The sequence below is a fragment of the Phycisphaeraceae bacterium genome (assembly GCA_015709595.1).
Taxonomy (GTDB): domain Bacteria; phylum Planctomycetota; class Phycisphaerae; order Phycisphaerales; family SM1A02; genus CAADGA01.
In genome coordinates this window covers 133,815-156,827 of sequence record CP054178.1, presented here as the reverse complement: position 1 = coordinate 156,827, position 23,013 = coordinate 133,815, and the positions used below count along the sequence as shown (strand labels likewise).

23 protein-coding genes and 3 tRNA genes are annotated in these 23,013 nt (G+C 67.2%); 12 read left to right on the top strand and 14 right to left on the bottom strand.

What is annotated here, in order from left to right; all coding sequences use genetic code 11:
* Window positions 1-18: 18 nt before the first annotated feature.
* From HRU76_00740 to HRU76_00720, 5 genes are all read right to left on the bottom strand, one after another.
* Window positions 19-1,116, bottom strand: a complete 1,098-nt coding sequence (locus HRU76_00740; GenBank protein ID QOJ16211.1) for a TlpA family protein disulfide reductase — start codon at window positions 1,114-1,116, stop codon at window positions 19-21.
* Window positions 1,117-1,208: 92 nt separating this feature from the next.
* Window positions 1,209-1,847 (bottom strand): hypothetical protein, encoded by a 639-nt coding sequence (locus HRU76_00735; protein QOJ16210.1) that lies wholly within the window; start codon window positions 1,845-1,847, stop codon window positions 1,209-1,211.
* Between the two features lie 41 nt (window positions 1,848-1,888).
* On the bottom strand, window positions 1,889-3,697 hold the full coding sequence (locus HRU76_00730) for an SLC13 family permease (GenBank protein ID QOJ16209.1): 1,809 nt from the start codon (window positions 3,695-3,697) through the stop codon (window positions 1,889-1,891).
* A gap of 168 nt (window positions 3,698-3,865) precedes the next feature.
* Entirely contained in the window at window positions 3,866-5,668 is a 1,803-nt protein-coding gene (locus HRU76_00725; GenBank protein QOJ16208.1) for a sodium:alanine symporter family protein, read from the bottom strand.
* Window positions 5,669-5,700: 32 nt separating this feature from the next.
* Window positions 5,701-7,086, bottom strand: a complete 1,386-nt coding sequence (locus HRU76_00720; GenBank protein ID QOJ16207.1) for a sodium-dependent transporter — start codon at window positions 7,084-7,086, stop codon at window positions 5,701-5,703.
* Between the two features lie 199 nt (window positions 7,087-7,285).
* Between HRU76_00720 and HRU76_00715 the strand changes: the two genes are divergently transcribed.
* The 5 genes from HRU76_00715 to HRU76_00695 are packed head-to-tail and all read left to right on the top strand — an operon-like array spanning window position 7,286 to window position 10,841.
* Window positions 7,286-8,275, top strand: a complete 990-nt coding sequence (locus HRU76_00715; GenBank protein ID QOJ16206.1) for a hypothetical protein — start codon at window positions 7,286-7,288, stop codon at window positions 8,273-8,275.
* Window positions 8,268-8,759, top strand: a complete 492-nt coding sequence (locus HRU76_00710) for a YkgJ family cysteine cluster protein (protein ID QOJ16205.1) — start codon at window positions 8,268-8,270, stop codon at window positions 8,757-8,759. The genes HRU76_00715 and HRU76_00710 overlap by 8 nt, the downstream gene beginning before the upstream one ends.
* On the top strand, window positions 8,756-9,418 hold the full coding sequence (locus tag HRU76_00705) for a YkgJ family cysteine cluster protein (protein ID QOJ16204.1): 663 nt from the start codon (window positions 8,756-8,758) through the stop codon (window positions 9,416-9,418). Before HRU76_00710 ends, HRU76_00705 begins: the two co-directional genes overlap by 4 nt.
* Window positions 9,415-10,095, top strand: a complete 681-nt coding sequence (locus HRU76_00700) for a class I SAM-dependent methyltransferase (GenBank protein QOJ16203.1) — start codon at window positions 9,415-9,417, stop codon at window positions 10,093-10,095. Before HRU76_00705 ends, HRU76_00700 begins: the two co-directional genes overlap by 4 nt.
* Window positions 10,092-10,841, top strand: coding sequence for a 16S rRNA (uracil(1498)-N(3))-methyltransferase (locus HRU76_00695; protein QOJ16202.1), 750 nt, complete (start codon window positions 10,092-10,094; stop codon window positions 10,839-10,841). Before HRU76_00700 ends, HRU76_00695 begins: the two co-directional genes overlap by 4 nt.
* Here the strand turns inward: HRU76_00695 and HRU76_00690 are convergent.
* The 7 genes from HRU76_00690 to HRU76_00660 form a co-directional block, all read right to left on the bottom strand.
* On the bottom strand, window positions 10,833-11,348 hold the full coding sequence (locus HRU76_00690; GenBank protein ID QOJ16201.1) for a DinB family protein: 516 nt from the start codon (window positions 11,346-11,348) through the stop codon (window positions 10,833-10,835). The genes HRU76_00695 and HRU76_00690 overlap by 9 nt on opposite strands.
* 101 nt (window positions 11,349-11,449) lie before the next feature.
* The gene (locus HRU76_00685; protein QOJ16200.1) at window positions 11,450-11,716 is read right to left on the bottom strand and encodes a hypothetical protein; all 267 of its coding nucleotides are present in this window, start codon (window positions 11,714-11,716) and stop codon (window positions 11,450-11,452) included.
* On the bottom strand, window positions 11,706-12,758 hold the full coding sequence (locus HRU76_00680; protein QOJ16199.1) for a hypothetical protein: 1,053 nt from the start codon (window positions 12,756-12,758) through the stop codon (window positions 11,706-11,708). Before HRU76_00680 ends, HRU76_00685 begins: the two co-directional genes overlap by 11 nt.
* A gap of 82 nt (window positions 12,759-12,840) precedes the next feature.
* A tRNA-Pro gene (locus HRU76_00675) sits at window positions 12,841-12,915 on the bottom strand.
* Between the two features lie 92 nt (window positions 12,916-13,007).
* Window positions 13,008-13,096, bottom strand: a tRNA-Ser gene (locus HRU76_00670).
* A gap of 61 nt (window positions 13,097-13,157) precedes the next feature.
* Complete coding sequence (locus HRU76_00665) at window positions 13,158-13,523, bottom strand: DUF1428 domain-containing protein (GenBank protein QOJ16198.1); 366 nt, start codon at window positions 13,521-13,523, stop codon at window positions 13,158-13,160.
* Between the two features lie 149 nt (window positions 13,524-13,672).
* Entirely contained in the window at window positions 13,673-13,978 is a 306-nt protein-coding gene (locus HRU76_00660; protein ID QOJ16197.1) for a MoaD/ThiS family protein, read from the bottom strand.
* 261 nt (window positions 13,979-14,239) lie between these two features.
* Between HRU76_00660 and HRU76_00655 the strand changes: the two genes are divergently transcribed.
* Complete coding sequence (locus tag HRU76_00655; GenBank protein QOJ16196.1) at window positions 14,240-14,629, top strand: hypothetical protein; 390 nt, start codon at window positions 14,240-14,242, stop codon at window positions 14,627-14,629.
* A 79-nt stretch (window positions 14,630-14,708) separates the two neighbouring features.
* On the opposite strand, the gene miaA is transcribed toward HRU76_00655, so the two are convergent.
* Window positions 14,709-15,689 carry a tRNA (adenosine(37)-N6)-dimethylallyltransferase MiaA gene (gene miaA, locus HRU76_00650; GenBank protein QOJ16195.1) on the bottom strand — a complete coding sequence of 327 codons (981 nt, stop codon included), beginning with the start codon at window positions 15,687-15,689 and terminating at the stop codon, window positions 14,709-14,711.
* Window positions 15,690-15,901: 212 nt separating this feature from the next.
* Between miaA and HRU76_00645 the strand changes: the two genes are divergently transcribed.
* Window positions 15,902-17,236 carry a YihY/virulence factor BrkB family protein gene (locus HRU76_00645; GenBank protein ID QOJ16194.1) on the top strand — a complete coding sequence of 445 codons (1,335 nt, stop codon included), beginning with the start codon at window positions 15,902-15,904 and terminating at the stop codon, window positions 17,234-17,236.
* A gap of 184 nt (window positions 17,237-17,420) precedes the next feature.
* On the top strand, window positions 17,421-18,659 hold the full coding sequence (locus HRU76_00640) for a hypothetical protein (protein ID QOJ16193.1): 1,239 nt from the start codon (window positions 17,421-17,423) through the stop codon (window positions 18,657-18,659).
* Between the two features lie 25 nt (window positions 18,660-18,684).
* Here the strand turns inward: HRU76_00640 and HRU76_00635 are convergent, their stop codons facing one another.
* A complete protein-coding gene (locus tag HRU76_00635) occupies window positions 18,685-19,836 on the bottom strand; it encodes a DUF1570 domain-containing protein (GenBank protein QOJ16192.1) in 1,152 nt (383 codons plus the stop codon).
* Between the two features lie 129 nt (window positions 19,837-19,965).
* Between HRU76_00635 and HRU76_00630 the strand changes: the two genes are divergently transcribed.
* From HRU76_00630 to HRU76_00615, 4 genes are all read left to right on the top strand, one after another.
* Complete coding sequence (locus HRU76_00630; GenBank protein QOJ16191.1) at window positions 19,966-21,225, top strand: hypothetical protein; 1,260 nt, start codon at window positions 19,966-19,968, stop codon at window positions 21,223-21,225.
* A 114-nt stretch (window positions 21,226-21,339) separates the two neighbouring features.
* Window positions 21,340-21,735, top strand: a complete 396-nt coding sequence (locus HRU76_00625) for an STAS domain-containing protein (GenBank protein QOJ16190.1) — start codon at window positions 21,340-21,342, stop codon at window positions 21,733-21,735.
* A 126-nt stretch (window positions 21,736-21,861) separates the two neighbouring features.
* Window positions 21,862-22,431 (top strand): NADH-quinone oxidoreductase subunit B, encoded by a 570-nt coding sequence (locus HRU76_00620; protein QOJ16189.1) that lies wholly within the window; start codon window positions 21,862-21,864, stop codon window positions 22,429-22,431.
* A gap of 195 nt (window positions 22,432-22,626) precedes the next feature.
* Window positions 22,627-22,701: transfer RNA gene (locus HRU76_00615), tRNA-Glu, on the top strand.
* The last annotated feature ends 312 nt before the right edge of the window (window positions 22,702-23,013 follow it).

The following is a 23,013-nucleotide window of genomic DNA, read 5'->3' as shown; positions in this document are numbered from 1 at the left end:
GTCAGGAGCGTCGCCGGGTCACTTGGCGAGCAGTTCGGGAATCATTCGCTCCAGCTGGCCGCGGGCCTTGGTGGAGTGAAGCTTGCCTTCCTTGTCCACGATGAAGAGGGCGGGAATGGCGTTGATGCCCCAGCTGACAGAAAACTCGCTCTGCCAGTAGTTGCCCTGATAGTACTGGGGCCAGGTGATGCCGTTCTCCTCGCAGTACTTGGTCAGGGCCTTATCGCCGCCTCGGTCGGCGGGCTGGTCGAGCGACACGCCGATGAACTCCACGCCCTGATCCTTGTACTTGGCGTACAGCTCCTTCATCTTGGGCATCTCGGCGATGCACGGCCCGCACCACGTGGCCCAGAAGTCGATCACCACCACCTTGCCGCGCAGTTCGTCCATCGAGATGGGCTTGCCCGTCAGGTGGTCGGTGAAGGCCAGCTCGAAGGTCTTGCCCACGCCTTCCGCCTGGCGGATCTGGCCGAGGGCGCGGCGGCCCGCGTCGGTGTTGGCGTACTCGGAGGCGAGGCGCTTGTTGAAGCCCAGCGCCTTCTCCTCATCGCCCGCCAGCCGGGCGGCGTTGGCCAGCAGGGTGGCGCCGCGCGGATCATCCGGGTAGGCCTTCAGGAAGTCGTTGAGGGCCGCCTCGGCCTTGGCGCCGTCGGTGCGCCAGGCGTTGATCGCGTTGCTGGCGAGAATGAAGCGGCCGGTCTGCACCGCCTCTGAAGCGTCCGGGTGGTGCTTGGCGAAGGCCTCGATCTCGCCGGTCACGTCCACACCGCGCAGCATGGCGGCGTTCTGCCAGCGGAAGGTCATGAGCTCCTTGAGTTGCGGGGCTTTGGGGTCAGCCCGCCACAGGTCGCCGATGAGCTTGGCCCGCTTGGTGTTGTAGAAGCTGTTCTGCGACGCCCAGACGGCGTACGCCTCGGCTTCCGTGGTGCGCGGCTGCGGACCGGGCTTGAGGGCCTCGTGGGCCTCGAGTTCGGCCAGCACCTTGGCGGGGTCACCGGCGACCGAAGCGGCGCGGGCCGCGGTCGGTGTGTCGGTGCGGGCTCCCTGTGCCCAGCACGGAGCGACCGCCAGCAAGGTGCCGCCCAGCACGATCGTTCCAGTTCGATTGATTCGCATGGACCTGCCTCCTCGTGGAAAAGTGAGTGCCCGGAATGCTACCACAGGAACGATCGGCACGGGAGACGTATTCTTGGCCGGCCGGATGATTCCTACAGATGGTTGACCGGACAGATGGCGATGGCGCACAATCCGTTGCCCAGGCGATTGGTGATGGGCGTCAATCGCATGCTGGGAAAGCCAATCGGCAGCCCTCTGGCCACGGCGCGCTCGTACCACACGCTCAAATCATTGTCCGCCACGCGCTGATCCTCGACGAACGCCGCCAGCCCCAGCCCGGCGTGCAGGATGTGCCTGTCCCTGCTCAACTTGGAGACATCCGCCCGCGATACCGAGAGCATCTCAGTGGTGTATCGCGGGTTGGGGCCGTCGGTCGTGAACTGTCTGGCGGTCTTGATCTCCAGCCAGAAGGCCTCGTCCAGCGGCACGGCATCGGGCGGGTCGAAGAGCGTGGGGGGACGGTCCGGCTCACGCAGGCCGCAGCCGTCCGGCGTGAGCACGAAGTCGCATCGCTGGCCCTCGCTGAAGCGTGCGAGGATGCGGTCGGCGGGATAGCGCTGTTCGCGATGCACGCCGAATCCCGCCTCCCGAAAGGCCTGCTCGATCACCGGGTGCAGACCCAGTTCATCTAGGGCGTCCAGCCCATAGATGGCGTGCTCCTCGGTCAACCGGGCTTCAGCGCGGGCCAGGCCGTCAATCAAGGCGTCCGCGATGTCAGCGACCGACCACATCGCAGGATGGTACGGTCCATGCGGCGCCGCTCGCGGCGGTGTCAGAACCTGTAGATGAGCGGAATCAGCGCCAGGGCGACAACGGCGACCACGAGGTTGAGCCCACCGCCGAAGCGCAGGTAGTCGGTGAATCGGTATCCGCCGGGACCGTAGACCATCAGGTTGGTCTGGTAGCCGATGGGGGTGGCGAAGGCGCAGGAGGCCGCGATCATGATGCCGATGTAGTAGGGCATGCCGCTCACGCCGAGTTTCTCGGCGGTCGCCGTGGCGATGGGGAACATCAGGGCGGCGGCGGCGTTGTTGGTCATGACTTCGGTAAAGAACAAGGTCAGCAGGTAGATGACAAGGAGCGCCAGCCACGGACTGTCGCCTCCGATGCCGCTGAAGACGCTCACGATGGCCTCCGCCGCGCCGGACGATTCCATCGCCTTGCCGATGCCCAGCGCTGCGCCGATGACGAGCAGAATCTGCCAGTCCACGGCGCGGCGGGCGGTGGAGGCGTTGACGCAGCGCGTCAGCACCATCAGGCCGCCGGCCAGGAGCGCGGCGATGAGCATGCTCAGCCCCAGCGACGCCGCCACCACCATGCCCGCGAGGATGCCGATGGCCACCCACGCCTTCTCGTGCCGGGGCGGGTTGGAGCCCGGCAGCCGGTTGGCCAGGTAGAAGTCGCGCGAGTTGCGGTGCTGCTCGAAGAAGGAGGGGTGCGCCTCGAGCAGCAGCGTGTCGCCGGGGCGCAGCACGATGTCGCCGATCTTGCCGCGCAGCCGCTCGCCATTGCGGGCGGCGGCGATGACGGCGGCGTTGTACACGGTGCGGAACTTGCCATCGCGGATCGACTGGCCTGCGACGCGGCAGGTGTTGGATACCACGACTTCGATCAGACATCGAATGGCCCGCGGCGAATCCAGCTTGAACACCTGGTTGGTGGCGGGACGCAGCCCCCGGATCTTCTGCAGGTCCACCACCGCATCCACCATGCCCGCGAAGACCAGTCGATCGTTGGCCAGCAGCGTGGTCTGCGGAGCGACGGCGGGAAGCACCTCGCCGGCCCGTTCGATCTCGATGAGAAATAACCCCGGCAACTGCCGCAGACCCGCCTGCTCGATGGTCTTGCCGACCAAGGCGCTGCCTTCCTCCACCATCATCTCGACGGTGTATTCGCGCGGATCGCCGGTGCTGCTGACGGCGGGCGTGCGGTCCGGCAGCAGCCACTTGCTGGCGATGAGGATGTAGACCAGCCCCGCCAGGGCGCAGGGCACGCCCACCCAGGTGATGTCGAACATGTGAAGCCCGACGGGCCGCGCCACGCCCGAGGCACGCTCGTGCTCGATCATCAGTCCATGCACCACGAGGTTGGTGCTGGTGCCGATCAGCGTGCAGACGCCTCCCAGGATGGCTGCGTAGGAGAGCGGCAGCAGGAGTTTCGAGGCGGGCTGGCGGAGCTTCTTGGACCAGTCAATGACGACGGGCATCATCATGGCCACGAGCGGCGTGTTGTTCATGAACGCGCTCATGCCCGCGGTGGGGAGCATCATGCGCGCCTGGGCCGCCGCCAGCGACTTGGGCATGCCCAGCACACGCTGCACCAGCATGGCCATGCCGCCCGTCTCGCGCAGCCCCGCCGCCACCGCGAACAGCACGCCCACGGTCAGCACGCCCTCGTTGGCGAAGCCGAGAATGCCATCCACCGGCTTGTCGAAGATCGTCACGCCCGGCACGATGGCGTCAATCGCCATCAGCGCCGTGAGCGCGGCGAGCATGATGAGATCGGCGGCGATGCGCGTCAACGCCAGCCCCAGCAGTACGCCCACGACAACCGCGATGGTGATCCACGCTTCGAGGGACATGTCTCTCCCCTGGTGCAGGGCTCGCGCCCGATGAGTCAGGCGATCCATACGTCCGACGCCCCCTACAGGATCGGTCGAAGCGAGGGGATGGCAAAAGCCCGCGGTCCGAAAACCGCGGGCTTTGGAGTGATTTCGTGCTTGTCGCCGTCGTCGAAGGCCGTCAGGGCGTCACTTCACGTCCCGGCCCTCGATGACGTCCGCCATGGGCGGGGCCTGATGGGGGGGCTCCATCTCGCCCCGTCGCAGACGACTGAAATAGTCGTTGAACGCCCGCATCGACTGGTATCCCATGAACACGATGATGGGCACGTTGGCGAAGAGCATCACGCCCGTGCCAAGGTCGGCCAGCAGGCCCAGCTGCGCATCCGTCTCGAGGAAGCCGGGCCAACTGGCCACGATCGCCAGGGCGCAGAAGATGAGCTTGTAGAGGAGCACCGCCCCGCCAGCCAGCTTCTTGCCGAACAGGAAGACCACCCCCTGCTCGCCGTAGTAGGACCACGAGATCATGGTGGAGAAGGCGAAAAGCCAGCAGACCATCGTGACGAGGTACTTGCCCAGCCCGGGAATAGCGCGGTCAAAGGCATGTCCGGTGAGAGGCGCTCCCACGATGTCGCGGTAGACGCCCTTGTTGAGCAGACGCACCCCGTCGGGGGGCGTGTCCCAGGCGATCACGAGATCCTTGAGTCCGTCTCCATCGGCGTCGGTGTCGCCTGTGACCAGCCGCCCGCCCACGCGCACCCGGTTGGTGCCGGTGTTGGCGGCGATCTGATCGACTTCTCCCAGCAGGAAGAAGCGGTTGCCGTCGTACCAGTTGTCCGGTGCGGGCAGCTTGGGCAGTGCGTCGAGCGAGGTGGAGGCCTGCACCGCCGTCACGGTCTGCCCGGCGTCGTTCTGCACCTGGGCGATGATCACGTCGCCCTTGAACTCGCCGACCGCCTCCCGGTTCCATGTGCCCGTGGAGAGAATTACCAGCGCGGTGAGTGTGCAGACCAGGCAGGTGTCGATGAAGGGTTCGAGCCCGGCCACCACGCCTTCGCGGACGGGTTCATCGGTCTTGGCGGCGGAGTGGGCGATGGGTGAGGAGCCCTGACCCGCCTCGTTGGAGAAAAGCGCCCGTCTCAGGCCGGTGGTCAGCCCGAACCACGCGGTGGCGCCGAGGAACGCGCCGGTGGCCTCGTGCGGGTTGAAGGCGTCGCGCACGATGTACCAGAGCAGTTCAGGAATGTTGGCGGCCTTGACCACCAGCACCACGATGCCGCCGAGCAGGTACATGCCGCACATCAGCGGGACCAGTCGCCCGGCGACCGCGCCGATGCGCTTGATGCCGCCGATGATGACCAGGGCCGTCAGCGAGGCCAGCACGATGCCGGTGATGCGGGTGTCGATGCCAAAGTACTCGTTGGTGATGCGTGACACGTTCCACACCTGGAACATGTTGCCGCCCGTCATGGTGGAGATGAGCAGTGTGACGACGAAGATGGCGCCGATGATGAAGGCGATGGGCTTGGCCGCCCCGCCCACCTTGTCGCCCCAGCCGCGCTTGATGACGAACATGGCCCCGCCGTGAGGGTTCTCCGGGTCGCTCACGTCGCGGTGCAGCATGGCCAGCGTCACTTCGACGCTCTTGATGGCCATGCCGAGGAAGCCCACGACCCACATCCAGAAGACCGCCCCCGGTCCGCCCACGGCCACGGCGACCGCCACGCCGCCGATGTTGCCGAGACCGACGGTCGCCGAGAGGGCGGCGGAGAGGGCCTGGAAGTGGTTGATGGCGCCGGGATCCTTCTTGTCGTCGTACTTGCCGCGGATGACGGTGACGCCGTGGGTCAGCGCTCGATACTGGATGAACTTGCTCCAGATGGTGAAGAGCAGGCCCACGCCAAGCAGCACGATGAACGTGTGCGTCCCCCACAGGATGTTGTCCGTGAACTCAGGCACGTAGTCGTGATAAAGTTGGATCAGCCGGTCCATGCGTCGCTCCGGGGAGTGAATCGTCGGTCAGGTCAGATCACGCCGATGGCGTGCAGGAACACGCCCAGCACGCCGATGGGCACGATGAATCGAAGCAGAAACACCCAGCCCCAGTAAAGCTTGCCGAGCCGGGTGCCGGCCTTGAACCCTTCCTCGCGGGCCTTGCCGCCCACGCGCCAGGCCACGAACATCGCGATGCCCAGCCCGCCCAGAGGCAGCAGCCAGTTGCTCGCGAGGTAGTCGAGGAAATCGAACCAGTTCATGCCCTCGCCCTCGGCCAGTCCGAGGGGCGCGGTGAGCGACTGGAAGCCCGAGCCGAAGAGCGCGGTTCCGCCGCTGAGTGCGGAGGGAACGCCCAGCAACAGGATGGCCAGCCCGCATACCAGCGTCGCCAGCGTCCGGCTCCAGCCCCGCTCGTCGATGAAGTAGCTCACCGTCACCTCCAGCAGGGAGATGGCGCTGGTGAGGGCGGCGAACGTGAGCAGGATGAAGAACATCGTGCCCCAGATCGCCCCGCCCGGCATCTGGGCGAAGGCCAGCGGCATGTTCATGAACACCAGCCCGACGGTCCGTCCGGGCTCCATGCCGAAGCTGAACGTGATGGGATACAGCACGAGGCACGCCATGAGGGCGATCATGGTGTCGAGCACGCCGATGGTGACCGACGTGGAGACCATGTCCTCCTTCGATTTCAGGTAGCTGCCGTACGTGATCATCGCGCCCATGCCGAGCGACAGGGTGAAGAATGAGTGCCCCAGCGCCTCGAGCACGCCCGCCGCCGTGAGCTTGTCGGCGTTGGGCGCGAAGACGAAGTCCACCGCCCGGCCGAACCCTTCCATGGTCGTCGCCCGTGCGAGCAGCACGATCATCAACACGAACAGGAGGGGCATCAGGATCTTGCTGGCGCGCTCGAGGCCCGAGCGGATGCCCCCGATCACGATCGCGATTGTCAGCCCCATGAAGAGCGCGTGCCAGAAGAGGTTCAGCCCCGGGCTGGTATAGAGCCCGCCGAACGTCTCGTTGATCTGCTCCTGCGTGTCGCCGGTGAGCGCGCCGGTGAGTGACAGCCACGAGTAGTGCATGGCCCATCCGGCCACCACGCTGTAGTACGACAGGACGATGAATCCCGCCGCCACGCCCATCCAGCCCACGCCCATCCACGGACTGCGTGGTGCGGACAGCGCCCGGAAGGCGCCCACGGGCGACTTCTGGGCCGTGCGGCCGATGAAGATCTCCGCCATCATGATGGGCAGGCCCACCACGGCGATGCAGATGAGGTAGATCAGCACGAACCACCCGCCGCCGTTGGCGCCGGTGATGTACGGGAACTTCCAGATGTTTCCCAGCCCGATCGCCGACCCCGCCGCTGCGAGGATGAAGCCCATGCGGCTTCCCCAATGACCACGGTCGCCTGCCATCACGCACTCCTCGCCAGTCGAGCCGACTTCGCCGCCCCCGCGGGCGACCGCGGCCCATCATAAAGGAAACGGGCCGGTTGTGGGGGAGGCGCCAATGAGAACAGGGCTTCGACGCGTCAAAGAGGCGTCAGTCGATTCCACCCGCGACCCCTGGGAACCGATCACCGGCAACCCGCTTGCCCGAATACACTGACGATTCATGTCGATCCTCCGCGTCAGATCAGACCTTGAGCGAGTCCGGCTGGGCGACTACGCCCTTCCCCTCGGATTGGAGCCGGTGGACCCCCGTCCGCCGCGTCAGGGGTACACCCTGACCTATAACCCGGCCCAGGACGACGAGCCGGACACCTACACCTTTCATATCGTGGTGTCGCATGAACGGCTGCGTCCGCTGCTTCAGCGGGCCTTCACGCTGCTTCCGGCGCAGGTGTCGCCCATCATCGAGATCGACTCCTACGACGCCTACCGCACGGTGGACGTGTACATCGGGCGCGAGGATGAACCGATCTCCATCTCCGAGTTCCTGGAGACGTGGGAGGATTTTGAGCCGGTCTTCCTCGAAGACGGCGCCGTGGGGGCCGGGGCCAACAGCGAGGATCCGTTCATCGAGGTGTTCCTCGACCAGTGGAAGGGGCTGTCCATCCATGTGCCGCCTGATCTGCGTCAGCCGGTGGAGGCCCTGCTCAGCCAGCTTCACATCGAGCAGGTGGAGGAAACCTGGCCGGCCGCCGATCCGACGCATCCGCACGACGCCACCATCCGTCCGGTGCTGGACACGTCCGAGGAGACGCTGCCGACGCTGGACGACGTGATCCTTGAGCTCCGGCGCCGCTGGCGGCTGGAGCTCAACGTCGATCCCGACCGCAACGTGGATGACGGGGGGCGTGAACTGGGCATGACCCTGTGGTACGCCACCCTGCTGGTGCATGACGACCTCAACGACCGATCCGCGTTCATGACAGTGTGGGCCAGCGCCAAGTCGCTCAGCGAACTGGAGGGTCTGATCGAGGCCGCCCTGCAGGACTATCCCGAGTGGTCATCCTTCGAGTGTTACTCGGTCTGCCGCGTGGCCTACGACGACCGGCCCGATGAACTGGATCACCTGAAGCCGCGCCGCTCCAAGCCCGAGGTGCATCTGGTGCGCCTGCACGGGGATGAGGAGCCGCCCACGGAGCCGACCGATGCCTGACGGCTCTCCGGCCCAGCCCGACGTGCCCGCGACCCAGGCCTCGATCGAGCCGGCGGAGTGGTATGCCGATGGTCTCCGTTTCAGTTGCACGCAATGCGGCAACTGCTGCACCGGGCCGCCGGGATACGTGTGGTTCACGCCTGAAGAGGGCCGCGCCATGGCGGAGGAGCTGGGACTGACCGAGGAGACATTCCTAGACCAATACACCCGGCGTGAGGGCGCCCGGCGATCGCTCAACGAGCGCGCCACCAAGCACGGGCAGGATTGCGTGTTTCTCGACCGGACCACGTATCCCGGCAGGGCGGTGTGTTCGATCTACAAGTCCCGCCCCATGCAGTGCCGCACCTGGCCATTCTGGCCGGAGAATCTCCGTTCGCGCTCGACTTGGGAGCGCGTCAAGCGTCACACGCCCTGCCCGGGCATGGACTCGGGGCGGCTGGTGCCCATCGAGTCGATCCGCATCCAACGGGACGCCTCGCGGTGATCGATCCGACGATCCATCGCGGCGACGCCGCGGCCCGCGCGTGGATTGATGGAGCCGCCCTGTCCGAGGTGGACGCCGGGATTCGGTCGATTCACGATCTGATTGCGCGGGAGACCGCGGCGGCACGGCCTCGATGCGACGTCTCGGGGCGCTGCTGCCGCTTTGAGCAGTGGGGGCATCGGTTGTACGTGACAGGGCTGGAGGCGGCGTGGTTTCTGCGTCAAGCCGCCATCGAGACACGCGGTGGAGCGGACCCCGGTGCGGCCTCGGTTGACGTGTCGGAACGGGCGGAAACGCCTCCTCCGCCGGATCGCGCATCGGTTGCGACGACTCTTTCGGTGCAGGTGATCGACGCTGCCCAGGCGCGCGGCGACTGCCCGTTCCTCTCGCGCGGCCGCTGCACGGTTCACGCCATCCGCCCGATGGGCTGCCGCGTCTACTTCTGCGATCCTGCTGCGCGGGAGTGGCAGCAGGATCTGTTCGAGCATGCTCATCGAAAGATCGCCGACCTGCACACGGCGCGCTCGATCCCCTACGAGTTTGCGGAGTGGCGTTTATTGCTGCGGCGTCTGACTCTGGCCGCCCCGGCGCTGGCCTCACGCGTGGTCGTGCGGGATGAACCGCCGCCTTCGCGACTCGTTCAGGTGGGGCGCTCATGAGCGAACCGCCGAATCACATGCGCCTGGTGCGCCGCGCCGACGGCGTGCTCGCGCTGTGCGACGCGGAGACGCCGCCGGAGCGAGGCGTCACCCCCTGCTTCGATGACCTGCTCAGGCGATTGACCCCCGCAGGGCTGCCGAAACGCGATCCCCTCCGCCGCGCTTTCGGCGAGCGGGTCGGGACGATCGCGGACGCCACCGCCGGGCTGGGGCGGGATGCGTTTCTGCTGGCGATGTCGGGCTTCCGCGTGATCGCGGTCGAGCGCTCGCCTCTGCTGTTCCCATTGCTCGCGGAAGAACTTGATCGCGTTCGAACCAACCCCGCCGTCAATCTGCGGCTGGATGGGCGGCTCGAACTGCGCCAGGGCGACGCCCACGCCATCCTGCCGACGCTCCGCCCGCCGCCGGACGCGGTGTACCTCGATCCGATGTTCCCGCACAAGTCGAAGTCGGCGCTTTCGAAGAAGGCCATCCGTCTCGTCCGCGCCGCGGTGGGTGATGATCTCGACGCGGCATCTCTGTTCGAAATTGCCCGCGGCGTCGCCCGTGAGCGCGTGGTGGTCAAGCGATCGGACGATGCGCCGCCGCTCGCGCCCGATCCGTCGTTCGCCATTCGAAGCAAACTCGTGCGGTACGATGTGTACATGACCAGCCGGCGTGACGGGCACGACGCATGACGATCCACTGGTTCTACTCCGAGGCGCTTCCGGCCGCGCCGGGCACGTTCGTGCTGGACCGTCGCGAAGCGGCCCACGCCGCCTCGCGCCGTCTGCGCCCGCACGAGTCGGTGCGATTGTTCGATGGCGCGGGCAGCGTTGCGATCGCCACCGTTCTGCAGGGTGGGGCTGGTTCGCGCCGCGTCGCAGTGCAGGTCGAATCGATCGAGCATCGCCCCGCTCCACTCGCGTGTCTCCACCTGGCCTCCGCGCTGCCGACAGGCGAGCGTCTCGCCGTGATGCTCGACATGGCCACCCAGCTGGGCATGACCGACTTCACTCCGCTGCACTGCGAGCGCGGCCGTCCGCCCCGCCGCGATGACGCAGCGGACAAGTGGCGGCGGATCACCATCGAATCCTGCAAGCAATGTCAGCGCGCGTGGTTGCCCGCCATCCACGCGGGGGCGGCGCCGGCGGAAGTCGCTCGTGCCGGCGTCGCCGCGGGAATCCCGGTGCTGCTCGCGGATCAGCGCGGCGAACCGATGGCGCACGTGATCAGCGGCGCATCGGCGTCAAAGCCCGGGTCGATTCTCTGCCTCGTCGGCCCCGAAGGTGGTTTCACGGGTGCGGAGATCGGCGCGGTGACCGAGGCCGGCGCACGCCCCGTCACGCTCGGCGAGTACGTGCTGCGCATCGAAACCGCCGCTGCGGCGATGCTGGCGATTGCCGCCGCCCTCACCGGCGCCTCGATGCGATCCTCAGCGTGAGCGCCAGCCCGCACCGATCCACGGCAGTTGCTTGTGATCGCTCAGGGCGGGGTCAACCCGTCGAAGGTACGCGCTCATCTGACCGGCGTGGTGCTGCACGTGACGCAGGTTATAGAGATGCAGTTCGCCGCGAGAAAACTTCCGCCACGGAATCGCGCACGGTCGCTGGAGAGATTCCGTCGTTTCCGTCGCCAGCGTGTCGAGCATCTTCCGGCGGCAGATCGCCAGATAGTCGATCGTTTCCTCCTTGCTCAGCCCCACGCAGGCGCCGGGCAGTCGCTCGTCCCCGCCGCGACGATGCAGGTCGCGCAGCTCAAAGGCGTCCTCGTCGCCCGGCGAGAGATAGAGGTCAACCCAGAACAGCGTGTGGTACGCGGCCCAGCGGAAGGTGCCGTTGGCGATCTTCCCTTCCCAGTGCTCAGGCGGACAGGCGCGGATGCACTGGTCCATCATGCACAGGGCCGCCTCGAACTGGCTGATGAGCATGGTGCGGACATAGTCAATCATGTGAGCTCCCCGCGGGGCTGAGTGGAGTTGCTGATGTGGCTAAGGTCGGACGAGCGTAGCGCCATACTCCGCGTCGTGGATGCTCACTCCGGTCCCGACAATCAACGGTGATTCGCACCCGGCGCGTCAGGCGGCGCAGTTCGCGCCCTCGAACGCGCCATGATGTCACGCACTTCTCCGTCGCTCAGGACTGGAAACGCGGTCCGGCCCGATTCAATCATCAGCCGGATATACGGCTCGCAGAGACGGCAGCCGGTGGCGCAGCGCGTGCGGGCGCGCAGACCCTCAAAGTCCAGATCCTCGCGGTCGCGGATCGATTTGAGCGACTCGAATGTCAGGTTATGGCAGACGCAGCGGTCAACGCGCATGGGGCAGCTCGATCCACCACAACCCACCCACGTCCACGCGCCCCAGCGCGAGGGCCGATCGCATGGACGGTTGATTCTTCGGCGCGATCGTGCCGTACAGCAGGTCGTGGGGCCTGCTCGGCAGTGATCGCAGAAATGCCGCCAGCGCGGCGGCGCCGAGCCCCTGGCCGCGATGCGTGTCGTAGAGGAATCGCTCGCGCATCCACCAGCCGCGCAGCCCGTGCTCCACGCCCGGAGAGGCGGCCATCACGCCGGCAATCTCGCCGCCGATCAACACCAGCCGCAATCCGCCCGCGGCATGGAAGGACATGAGATCATCCAGCGTCTCGCATCGAACCAGGTGCTTCAGGTCGGGCCGCTCACGCCAGAACTGCTCGTAGCGCCGAGCGTAGTCGTCGTAGAAGTCGAAGGTGGTCGGTGGCGCCACCGTCACGGTCGGGATTCCGCCACCGCCTTCGCTCGCATCATCGCTGGCAAGCGTCGCCGCCCGCTCTTGCAACATCACCAGCGGCGCGGCGAGCAGTCGCTTGTATGCCGTCGCCCGCGGGTGCGCCGGAATCGCGCTCATTACGCCCGCACCCTCGCCCCGCGCCCCGCCATGCACGTAAACCCGCACGCGCCGCGGCTGGAACGGTGCGAATGCCTGCTGAAGCCCGGCGAGGAGCCCATCGACCTCTTCCGTCGTGCGGGGCGCGAACGTCATCGCCTCCACCGCGATGAATCGAACGTTGTTGCCATCCGCCCGAAAGCGGATGCGGGCCAGCGCCGATTCGCCGCCGGGCAGATCGATCACGCGCGGCAGCACATCGCCCGACTGGACTGATGATGCCAACTCGGGGCAGAAGGTGCGAACGATGCACGCACCGCTCTCCACGTCGCGCATGCGCCCTTCGAATCGGTCCAGCGCGGCGTGCAGATTCCGCTCCACGCCCGAACGCCCCAGCCACTCGACGAGGGCGGTGTGGACTGCGTCGGCCTCGGCGTCGATCAGCCGGGTACGAACGTCGGCCAGTCGCTGAACGGCCGCGGCTGGATTGGTCATGGAGCACGTCACGAAGGCCAACGCCAGGCAGATATGGAAGGGCACCCCGCGACAGTGTGGCCGCCGTTGGCGGCCTGTGAAATCGGGCTGAGAGGATTCGAACCTCCGACCTTCTGACCCCCAGTCAGACGCGCTAACCAAGCTGCGCTACAGCCCGTGATGTGCAAACCACCAGCCATGAGCCGCCAGCCAACAGCCGAAAGGATCCGCTGATCCCTGGTGGCTCACCCCTCAACCCTTCTCCGCCAGCGGACAGGGTGGGATTCGAACCCACGATGCAGGAAACCCCGCATACGGCATTTCCAGTGCCGCTCCTTCAGCCGCTCGGACACCTGTCCTTCAGGACCGGAAGCATAGGCCGCGTGCCCGAATCCGTCGCCTCTTCGGCCGGGCGGCGGATCAACTGGACACGATGGTCTTGAACCCGCCGTAGGCCATTCGGGAGCAGTCGAAGGGCATCTTCTTCGCATCGGTCGGCATCATGGCCGCCAGTCGCGGATCCTTCATCACCTTGGCGTTCACGGCGTCGCGGTGCTTGCGAGAACGGTACGTGATCCACGCGAAGACCACCGTCTCCGAGGGCTTGCACTTGGCCATCGCAGGGAAGGTCACCATTCCCTTGACCTTCAGGTCATCTCCCACGCACTCGCGGTACTCCATCGCGCCGTGGTCCATCCACACGCGGCACGCCTTCTTCGCCATTCGGCGATACGCGGCGAGGTTCTTCCTGGGCACCACCAGCACGAATCCGTCAACATAGGACATGATTGATCTCCAGCACGGCGATGTCCGCCAGGTTGCCCGCGCCCCGCGCGCGAGCGGCTGAACACCAGGCAGGACTCCCGCTGCAGCGTAGCGCGCCACGGCGCTGGGGTCGCTCGGCCACTCGTGGCGCTGCATCACGGCGCCCTCGATCAGCCCCCCGCGATGGCTCCCACCACCAGGAACGGCTCGTGCCCCGCCGCCACCGGCTCGGGAAGCTGCGTCTCTTCAGGCGGGTCGTGTGAAAGGTCCTTCCCGCAGGCGAAGAAGCGGATGAACGGCCGCCGCGCCAGCGTGCCGTGATCGCGGATCGTGCCCCGCAGCATGGGATGCCGCTGCTCCAGCGCCTCCAGCACGGCGGCGATCGTCACCGGCCCTGCGACTTCCACCAGCACATCGCCATCGCCGGTCAAACCGGCGAGCGTGCGCAGGTGGAAGGGGATCGAGACGCGGATCATGCGGGGTGATCGTTGGCTTTGTCAGGCGGCGAAGGCAAGCCACCGGAACTCGCGCATGTCGTGCAGTTGAGAGGACGCAACGGGAACGCGTGACGCCGCGGATCAAGACGCGCCGGTGTCCATCGCCGACAGGTGTGAGATCGTCGCTCCAGTCGTGGCGTTCGCCTCCGGCCGGCGTACGATGCCGCCCGATAGCGTGCTCGAACGCCATGTCCGGCACGCCGCCTGCCGCAACCACCAACGAAAGGATCCGGGTCTTCGATGAGATACGCAACCTTCGCCGTCACCCTGCTGCTCGCTTCTCTTCTCGTCGGTTGCGGCGGAGACTCCGCCGAGGCGGTCAGCAAGGACATGGTCGCCAACATGAAGGAGATGGCGTCCATCCTCACGGGCATCACGGATGAGGCCAGCGCCAAGGCCGCCGTGCCCAGGATCGAAGCGGTTCGGGCCAAGATGCAGGAGTGCGGGCGCCGTGCCAAGGAAGTTCCGCCCATTGACGCCGCCACCGAGCAGCGCATCGCCAAGATGTTCGAGAAGGAGATGGGCGAGGCCATGCAATCCATCTTCGCCGCGCAGCAGCGGTTGATGGCGAAGCCCGAACTTCTGGCCATCATCGCCCCGGCGATGGAGAACATGGAAGACGACCTGTAAGCCGTGCTCGCGCATTTCGCCCCCCCGTAACGTACATCCCCGATTGTGTACGACGGGACGGCGGCGCCACGGTAGACGGTCACGCCGATTCCATCACCCAGTCCAGGATCGCCTCCAACGGCGGCCCGGCGTCCGGGTCGGTCACCTCGAACCAGCGGGCGTTGGGCCACAGCCGGAACCGCCGCAGCCACGTCCGCTGCTGCTTGGCGTAGCGGCGCGTGCGGATCTTGATCTGCTCGACGGCTTCATCAAGTGTGCAACGACCTTCCAGCCAGTCGATCAGCTGCTTGTAGCCGAGGGCCTCGCGGGCCTGCGGGCCGAGGTCGCCCGCCTGCCAGAGACGCTTCACTTCGTCCGCCAGACCCGCGGCCATCATCGCCTTCACGCGGGCGTTGATGCGCGGGTTGATGGCGGCGGCGAGGTAGTCCAGCCCGATGATGCGAACATTCGGGCGCGTCCGGCCGCGATCCCACTGCGACTGAAGGGCCGAAATGGGATGGCCCATCTGGCGGAATACTTCCAGTGCGCGGATGGTCCGGCGTCGGTCGTTTGGGTGGATGCGGGCGGCGGCGGGGGGGTCCACGCGCTCCAGTTCGGTTCGCAGGGCGGCCTGGTCGAGGGCTTCCAGCTCCCGCCGCAGGGCGGGGTCCGGCTGGGGGCCTTCGAACATGCCTTCCAGGAACGCCTTGATGTAGAAGTTGGTTCCCCCCACGATGATGGGCCAGCAGCCGCGGGCGCGGATGGCGGCGATGGCGTGCTCGGCGGCGTCGAGCCAGTCATCGACGGTGAAGCCGTCCACCCCACATGCCCCCCCACGTGGGTCGGCGATGTCGATGAGGTGGTGGGGGACGGCCGCCCGCTCGGCGGTAGTGGGCTTGGCGGTGCCGATGTCCATGCCCCGGTAGATCTGCATGGAGTCGGCGGCGAGGCATTCACCGCCGCCGGGCAGTCGCCGGGCGAGTTCGAGGGAAAGGGCCGTCTTGCCCCCCGCAGTGGGGCCGAGGATCAGCAGAATGGGGCGATTCGGCGTCACGACTGGATGGTAGTGAGGGGCGGTCATCGTCAGCCCTTGCAGCGTGCTGCGGCTCTGTGAGTCGTGCCAGCCGGGCGAGCCATCGCGGCGACGGTGATGCTCCGGTCATTGTTCCACTGGAATGAGCCGCACGGCCGCTCCGACCTTGGCACAAGGATGGCAGCCCCCACTGAGAGCCGACCACCTTCAACCCCTCATTGTCCCGCGTCCGTGGATGGTCGATAATCCTCCTGGGAACCATGCGCGATCGCCTTGCCAACCTGATGAACTGGCTGGTCCACGCCCCCGCGGCGACAGGCGGCGGCAGCGCGTCCGAGCGGCTGGTGCGGTACCTGTTCTTCCTGGGGCGCTATGGCTGGCGGAATCTGCGCCAGGACCGGGCGGCGCAGATGGCGGCGGCCCTCTCGTTCCGCACCTTCTTCGCGCTGATTCCGGTGCTGATCGTGGCCACGGTGCTGGTGAAGGCCCTGCGCGGCGAGGAGATGTTCCGCGGCATCGTGTCGTGGACGCTCGATTCGCTGGGCGTGCGCGATATTTCGCTGACGCAGGAGACAGCCGCGGGGGCGACCGAGCAGCGGTCGCTGGACACGATCGTCGAGTCGATGGTCGAGGCGGCGACCAGCTTCCGGCTCGACGTGATCGGCTGGATCGGCGCCGCGATCATCATCTACGCCGCCATCGGGCTGATGGTCACGATCGAGAACAGCTTCAACCAGATCTGCCGCGCGCCCTCGGGGCGGTCGTGGACGCGGCGCGTCCCGCTCTACTTCTTCGTGCTCGTCAACGGACCGGTGGCCATCGCCCTGACGCAATACGTGGATAATCGGGTGGGCGGCTGGATCGCCTCGGTGCCGGCGTGGCACTGGGTGCTGAACCTGGCGAACCTGGCGTGGAACTTCTGTTTCGCGTGGGTGTTCATCCTGCTGGTGTACCGGCTGGTGCCCAACGCCGCGCTGTCCATGCGGGCGGCACTGGGCGGCGCGTTCGTGACGGCGGTGCTGCTCATGGGCGGCAAGTCGCTGCTGGCGGTGTACTTCTCCAACGCCTTCACCATCAACGTGGTGTACGGGTCGCTGGGACTGATTCCCGTCCTCATGTTCTGGGTGTACGTGATGTGGCTGGTGGTGCTGTTCGGACTGGAGGTGGCGGTCGCCATCCAGATGGTGGACACGCATCGCATGGAGGATCTGGAGACCCGACGGGCCCCGACCGGGCTGGTCGATCCGGCGGGCATCGTGCATTTGATGCAGCACGTGCTGGAGCGATTCCAGCAGGGCCAGCCGGCCACCGCGCCCGAGGCCGCCGCCGCCGTGTCGCTGCCGGAGCCGCTGGTGGAGGTGATGCTGGAGCGGCTGGTGCGCGAGGGCCTGCTGCATCGCGTCGAGGGGTCGGTGGGCGCGTACGCCCTGGCGCTCCCGCCCGAGCAGGCGCCGGCCGATCGGCTCCTGCGAATCGGGTTCGCGCTGGTGGACGAGGGGCAGTCGAGTCAGCCGGGCGCCATCATCGGTCGCCTGCGCGAGGCCCAGTTGCGCGAGGCGGCGGGCGTGACGCTGACCATTCCGCGGCCGTCATAGGGGCGGCGACCCACGCCGGCGCCCTCAGGGCGTCGCCTGGCGGACGCCGTGCGTCATTCATGCTCGATCGGCGGTCTTGCCGATACGTCCCACGGCCCACCGCGACGTGGGACATCCGTCGTGCGCCGCACGGGCACGACGCGGTCGGCGGAGCCGGCCGTTCCGGGAGACGTGGAGACGCGCCATGACCGCTTCGCCTGCCACGCTTGGCGACCGCCCTGAGCGATCCGGTTCGATGGATTCCGGCCCGCGACGGGTGGTGAGCGTGTCGCCGCAGGATGTCGCCGCGGCGATTGATCGAGGCGGTCAGGCCATGCATGACGCCAATCCGACGCCCGCACCGCGCGTGATCGACAGGCCCGCCCTGGAGCGGACGATCCAGACGCTGCGCATGCTGGTGGAGCGATCGTCACGGGAGGAGCAGCGGCTCCGCGACGCGCTGGAGGCCGCGGGCCGAGCCGAGGCGGATTCGGCGGCGGCGGCGCGTCAATTGCAGGAACGGCTGAACCTGGGGGCGCGGCTGCTCAAGGCCTCCCAGGCGCAGATCGACCGCATCGAAGGGCTGATTTCGGACGCCGAACGCCGGGTGCAGCTGGTCAACGACCTGGCGGCGGTTGAAGCGCGCGTCGCCCAGGTCGTTGAAGCACGCGTCCAGGCGGCGCTTGAAGCGATCGATGCGCAGGTCGAATCGCGCGTGAGCGAGGCCCTGGCTCGGGCGATGTCGTCACTGGCCGCCCGCGAAGAAGCCATTACCGCGCATCGGCAGCGGCTGGAGCAGGTCGAAGCGCGGGTGCATGCCGCCGTCGAACGCGCCGAAGGCGCGGCCGATGCGCTGGATGACATTGCCGAAGGCGCCGCCAGCGCCGGCTCATTCTCCGCGGCGATCGAGGAGATGCGGTCGCTGCTGGCGCGGGCGACGGTCGTCGGTGACCGGCTGAGCAGGGCACTCGTGGACGGCGAGGAGCAGGTCGATTCGGTGGAGCTGCGCATGGCCACCCTGCGTCAGCGCATGCTCGAGAGTGCGGAAGTGTGCGAGCGACGGGCGATTGATGTGGCCGAACAGATGTGGCGTTTCGACGCCCTTGATGGCGACGTGGCGCGGCTTGGGCAGGTGGAGGAGCGCGCCAGGCAGGCGCTGAGCGCCCTCGAACCCTGGCGACCTCTGCTGCTGGATGGCGACGGCGTGCTGGCGGCGCAGCGCGTGGCCGGCATCACGCGGGCGGCTCGTGAGCGCATCGCCGCGGAACTTCGGCGAACCACGTCGTCGCTGCGCGGCTTGGCGGCGCAGGTGGATGAACTCTTCCCGTCCGAACCACCGACCGCGGAGATCGAGGTCAAGCACGACTGGCCGGTGATCCAGGTCGAGCGGCTGGATGAATCGCTCTGGCACGATCCGGACACGCTGCCGCACGCGGCGGATTGACCGCTTGACGAGGCGTGCGTCCGGTTCACTCGGCGGCGATGTCGGGTTGATCTCGCATGGGGTTGATGTGGTCGGCTCGCATCATCCCGGCACGTTCCTGCTCGTACCGAAGCCAGGAGGCCTCCAGTTTCACGGGGTCGCCGAAGCATTCGGTGAAGATGGCAAGGTGCCGCTCGCGCGTCGGTCGGCCCGGCGGCTCGAGAAGCATGGCGTCAAGGTACCGTCTGAGTTCGGTCCGCCGGTACCGGGCAAGCCACGTGACCAGCGCGTAGCTCTGGTGGTAGAGAAGCCGTACCGCGTCGTCATCCGGGGGTTCATCGGGGGGCGCGCTGGTCGGCCTTGCCGACGAATCTGGTCCGCCGCCGGGCAGCATGGTGAGCGTCGCCAACGTCGCCACCGGCATCACATGCCCGGCGCGCAGGGTCCGCTCGAAGCCCTGCCGTCGGCTGGCGTACTCGTGATCGGGACCAAAGGCGTTCTCGGGTGATTCAGTCTCGAACGCGGTAGCCAGGCCTTCGCTGATCCAGAGCGGATACTGCACGTACGGCGACTGGACGCCGGTGTGGAAGGCGAGTTGATGCACGGCTTCGTGAACCACGGTGGCCGCCGCGGCCCGGTCGAGCCGGTGCTGAAACTGGCGTCGTGCTTCGTGGAGCTGCGCCCGTCGTTCGCTCAGTTCGTTCCGGAACCGGCGTGATTCATCCGATGGTCCGAACCGTTCGCACCGACGCGCCGATTCTTCCAGCAGGGAGACCTGTTCGGACAATCGGCGCAGCGCGGCGTGCGCCTCCGCCGCGCCGGGGCTGTCGCACGGGTCGTAGAAGACGATCCGATCGGCGGCGGGCGCGTAGTAGCCCGCGATCGAGGGATCGGCGACGCCGTCCCGCTCCCGCGCGAAGGTTCGATACTCCAGCCGCGACGCGAAGATCACGCACACGAGCTTGTGACGCAGCGGTCCCGGTTGCAGGCCGAGACGACGGCAGAACCGCAGGAACTGCTGGTGCGCCCGCTCAAGATGCGTCGTCTGCGTTCGAACCCAGTCCGGATCGGCGTCGGACAGGGTGATGTAGCGGGTTGTCTCGTACCGCGCGAACCGTTCCGGCAGCCATTGCAGCGTTTCCAGGAGCGCGGGGGAATCCACCGGCAGCGCGTTCGACCGCGCCCACGAGGGAGTCAACTCGGTGCGGGGATCGTCCGATATCAGGGAGGGAGCGTGTCGATCTTCCGTGCCGCTTGATGGCGTCATACGCGATGGCGCAATCGCACCGGGCGCTTCGAGCCACAGGCAGACGATCAGGACAATGGCATGAGACGCCGCTGGCACAGCATGGCGATCGGCCTGACGCTCGTGGGCGTGCACCTGCCGCCATGGGTGGTGCGTGAACCGCTTTCGTCTGGCATGATCGGCGAAGCCGGGCAACCGGACCGTCAGACATTCGCGGAACCGCCGGAATCACCGTCGGCGCCGCCGCCTCACTGGGGGCGGTGGACGACCACTGACGATCGCATGGTGCTGCCCGTCTTTGATGGCGCGGTCGTCGCCGGACGATCCGGACTGGCGGTGCTTGGCGGTTTCACGCAGCGTCTGGAGACGACGGTGGCGATTCAGATCATGGACCGGCGGAATGGGTGGCAGCCGATCGGTTCGCAGATGCTGGAGTCGCGTGCGGGGCACACCGCGACGCCCCTGGGCGATGGTCGATACCTGATCGTCGGAGGCGTACAAGGCACGCTGGGCGGGACGCTGCGCGCGCTCGACGCCTGCGAAGTGCTCGACCCCTTCAGTGCCGGAAGCACCGAGGCGGAGGCGATTGACGAGCCGATGTTCGGTCATACCGCCCACCCGCTGCCGGGCGGCCGCGTCGCGGTGGTGTGGCGCGACGCGGTCCGCATCTTCGACGGCGCCTTGCTGAAATGGGTGGATCGGATCCCGCTGCGCCACGCCAGGCAGGGGCACGCTTCGATCGCTCTGCCGGGGGGTGACATCCTTGTCATCGGCGGCGACGATCGGGGAACGATCGAGATCATCCGCCCCGACGAAGTGGACGAGCGTCGTCGATCCGAGGTGTGGGCCACGCCCTGGGAGTTGCATCTCCACGAGCCGGGCGTCTCGCGGCTGTCGGATGGTCGCGTGTTCGTGGTCGGCGGTATCGACCCCGCGACAGGTCGCAGCAGTGATGCGACATGGTTCCTGAACCCGGGAACGCTGGCGATCCTGCCCGGTCCACGGCTTGGCATCGAAGGCGGCATCGCCCGTCCCGCGGTGTTCGAGCGGGATGGGCTGATCGTGGTGGTCGGCGGTGAGACGGTCGATGGCGAGAGGCGACGCCCCACCGCGGCGGTGCGGGGGCTGAATCTTCGAGACGAGCGACTCTGGTCGCTCCCGGACATGCCCAGAGCATGGCTCCGCACCTCCTGGAGGCAGGAACCCGACGGCTCGATCGTGGCGCGAGGCGGGTACCTGTTCGTGCCTCCCGACCAGTCGGGGCCTCTGGCGCCGGGCATCCATCTGGCCTCCGGCGAGCAGCGTCTGACGGCCGGACGGCTGCCCGACATGCGAGATTAGCGGTCATCGCCCATGCGGGCCGGCGAACCCCTGCCATTTGTGCGGCTGGCCCTCCGCCCGGCGCCGCGCCTGCGCGGCCAGTCATCGTCGAAACCAGCCGATTCATCATCGGCCATGCAACTCACACCCGATCCTCGTCCACCTTCGGAACCCGGTCGTCGTCAGTACGTCGCGACGGAGCTGAAGCGGGGGATGCTGCTGGTGCGGCCGGTCGGTCCATCCATCGGTCAGCGCGAGGCGCCGATCATCCTTGAGGAAGTGCGCGAAATCATGCGCCGTGCCGGGCGCGAGGCCAGGATGCTGGTCATCGACCTCAGCGACGTGTCGTTCGTCAGCAGCATGGGGCTGGGGATGTGCATCGATCTTCGCAACCAGGCCACCCAGCAGGGGGCCAGGTCCGTGCTCCTGGGGCTGCGCCCCGACGTGGCCCAGCTCTTCCGCATGATGCGCCTGGAGCGGCTCTACACGATCGTGAAGTCCGCCGACGAGCTGGAGCGGCTTGCCGCATGACGCATGCCGGGTCGGGGGACTCCGAATCCGATACTGGCCCATCGTCGCTCCGACCACTACGATTGTCGGTCCGAAGCCCCCGGCGCCGTACGGCGCATCGCGGTGCGAGGCATTCAGGAGTGATGCATGGGTCTCGAAGCCGCCCTGACCGGCGAAGGGTACATGACGACGCAGCTCAACCGTCTCATCAACTGGGCGCGGCGGTCGAGCGTCTGGCCAATGCCCTTCGCCACCGCGTGCTGCGGCATCGAGCTCATGGCCACCGCCTCCAGCCGCTACGACCTGGCCCGGTTCGGGGCGGAGGTGATGCGATTCAGCCCGCGCCAGAGCGACCTGATGATCGTCGCCGGGCGCGTGGCGGTGAAGATGCTGCCCGTGCTGCAGCGCATCTACATGCAGATGGCCGAGCCCAAGTGGGTCATCTCGATGGGCGCCTGCGCCTCCACCGGCGGGGTGTTCGATACCTACGCCGTGGTGCAGGGCGTCGATCAGTTCATTCCGGTGGACGTGTACGTGCCCGGCTGCCCGCCGAGGCCCGAGATGCTCATCGAAGGCATCATGGCGATCCAGCGGCTGATCGACGATGAGAACATTCCCAAGGGGCCGGACGGCAAGCGCATCCCACTCTCGCTGGCGGTGAAGCCCAACTATCAGCCCGCTCGTCAGCCGCTGCCGGTATCGATCGGAGCGACGTGAGCGGTCGCGACGCCAAAGGCGCCGATGATCCCGTGGCCATCGGTTGTCGGTTGTCGATGTTTCCTCCTCTTCCGGAGCCATCTTGGCAATCTTGGATGATGGACCGGCGTGCATGGAGACTGTGAACGAGTTCGCCTTGGCGAACATCGCCGCTCCGTTGGCGGGTCTTCGCCGCGCGCCTACGATCGAACCCTCGTCCCCATCGTCTAGCCCGGTCCAGGACGTCACCCTTTCACGGTGAAGACAGGGGTTCAAATCCCCTTGGGGACGCTCTTTCTTGATATCGATACGTGCCGAGCACCGTCGGCCACGGGCTGCCCCGGGGGCCTGTGGTTGTGGCCTGTCATGGCCTTGAAGCGACCCGGCATTGCCGGGATCATGTATTCCATCGTGCCGGGCGACGAGCCGATCCGCCGCCGGCATGGCTTTCGCCTCGTCCAGTCCATCGTGTCGAGTGGCTTCTGCAGCATCCTGTGGCCACCAGGGTTCTGCGTGGATGAGCGTTCGGAGACGGCGGAGCGATCCCGCGATCCTCCACTGCACAGACTCGCGGGAGACACTATCATCCAATTCCCGTTTCGC